General features: G+C 33.9%; 2 protein-coding genes. Both read left to right on the forward strand.

What is annotated here, in order from left to right; translation table 11 throughout:
* Window positions 1-248: 248 nt before the first annotated feature.
* Complete coding sequence (locus CES79_RS12325; RefSeq protein WP_034529862.1) at window positions 249-674, forward strand: thioredoxin family protein; 426 nt, start codon at window positions 249-251, stop codon at window positions 672-674.
* 32 nt (window positions 675-706) lie between these two features.
* Window positions 707-1414 (forward strand): putative immunity/bacteriocin fusion bifunctional protein, encoded by a 708-nt coding sequence (locus CES79_RS12330; protein WP_034529865.1) that lies wholly within the window; start codon window positions 707-709, stop codon window positions 1412-1414.
* Window positions 1415-1836: the final 422 nt, after the last annotated feature.

Genomic DNA, 1836 nt, shown 5'->3' on the forward strand with positions numbered 1-1836 from the left:
GGCCTTCACTGACCAGTTGAGCTAGCGCACCACGTTGAAAACGTGATAAAGTAGAAGTACCCAAAGTAATCACTCCTTATAGCTGGTTGGAATTAACTACTACCATTGTAAGAGATTACTCTGGGCGTTTTTACTTTCGTTCGAATTAATTATAGAATTTGCCACAAACAAAATTAATTGTGATATTATGAGCATGTAGCATATATTGATTGTTTTAACATCGATTTTATGTGTTGAGGAGGCTTTTTATGAAAAAACGAAAAATAACAGTTTTAAGCAGTTTTTGCTTGTTCGTAATAGGAATCAGCCTCATGTTTTTACTTCCAAGTACAGTGCTCGCAAAGTCAGAAGGAAAAGTGGTGAATGTAAAATTAACCACCGCATTAAAATTGCTCAAACAAAAGAAAAGAAAGATAACGTATGTCCTCTATGCTTCTAGATACTGCATTCATTGTCAAAAAATGAAAAAGATTTACCGACAAGCTATTGCTAAGCATCCTAACAAGGAAATCTTTAAAGTCGATTTAGCTAACGAACCTAATTCTAGCTATAAAAAATTAAAGGGACTGCATGTAAATGCTATACCAACTTTAATAAAATACAATGGCACCCATGAGGTTACACGTTTAGTTGGAGAATCCAAAATTTCAGTAGTAGACAAGTTCTTACAATAAGGGTTCCTTAAAAATTAGAGGAGTTGTTGATTATGAGTAAGGCAAAACATTTTAAAAAAATATTTATCGGACTACTAATGTGCTCAGTTACTGTATTACTTGGCTCGTTCTTATTCCCAATTAATGGTTCGGCTAAAACTAGAGTTGGATCTTATTACCATAATTTAAATACAGAGCTTAAATATTCAAACTTGAGTGCAAAGGTTTCGTCTTTGAGCTCAAGCAATGCACAGCAAGATGTTTCTAATTTAAATAAAAGTGAGAAAATAAATAACTATTTAAATAATATAAAAAAACGTGGTTATACCAATGACCAAGACGCAGTCACACCATATAATTATCGTGCAACATCCTCAGTAGATCCTTCTATATCAACGGATGTTGTTTATAATGTTTACAAAAATAATGACAAAAATACTACAATATTAACTCAAACGGTTGTTGATAAGAGCAATAATAAGGTTGTAAGCTTCTCTGCTGAGCAAGGTACTACTAAGAGCACATCACCAAAAACCGAATTTTCCGCCTCAAACAATGAACTGAATCAAATTAATATTCTGGCGAAAAAAAAGACAAAGCATTTTAAATTTCATGGCAAAGAATTTTCATGCGGTATGGCTGGTGTGTTAGCTTGTGGTTCCTATTGTGCAGTTTGGGCTGCCGTAAATGGCATCGCAGGTTTAGCTTGCGCTGTCGTGTGTGGCGCTGCATCAGAAGGTGCATGTGCAATGAATCATTAATAAGAGGCAATTTTTATGAAAAAATATGAGAAAAATTTACTCTTTTACACGACTAAAAGTTTACCCATTTCGGGAATAATTGTTTCTGCAGGTGCTCTATTATATTTTGTTATTTATCAAAATAACTATACATGCGCAGCTGTTTTATATTCATTTATTCCGTTAATTGGCACTGTTCTAATTGCATTACCTTTCTGGATCCTTGTATATCGAATTAAGAAAGGTAATTCTCATTGATAAATAAAACCTATCTAAAGGGCAAATTCTATAATTAATCCGAACAAAAATAAAAAAAGGCCCAAAGCAATCTCTTACAATGGTAGTAGTTAATTCCAACCAGCTATAAGGAGTGATTACTTTGGGTACTTCTACTTTATCACGTTTTCAACGTGGTGCGCTAGCTCAACTGGTCAGTGAAGGCC

This window comes from Secundilactobacillus silagei JCM 19001 (genome assembly GCF_002217945.1).
Lineage (GTDB): Bacteria > Bacillota > Bacilli > Lactobacillales > Lactobacillaceae > Secundilactobacillus > Secundilactobacillus silagei.

Bases quoted from the DNA above. Each gene is read 5' to 3' on its own strand.
- CES79_RS12330 (WP_034529865.1), top strand. From the start codon at position 707: ATGAGTAAGGCAAAACATTTTAAAAAAATATTTATCGGACTACTAATG.
- CES79_RS12325 (WP_034529862.1), top strand. From the start codon at position 249: ATGAAAAAACGAAAAATAACAGTTTTAAGCAGTTTTTGCTTGTTCGTA.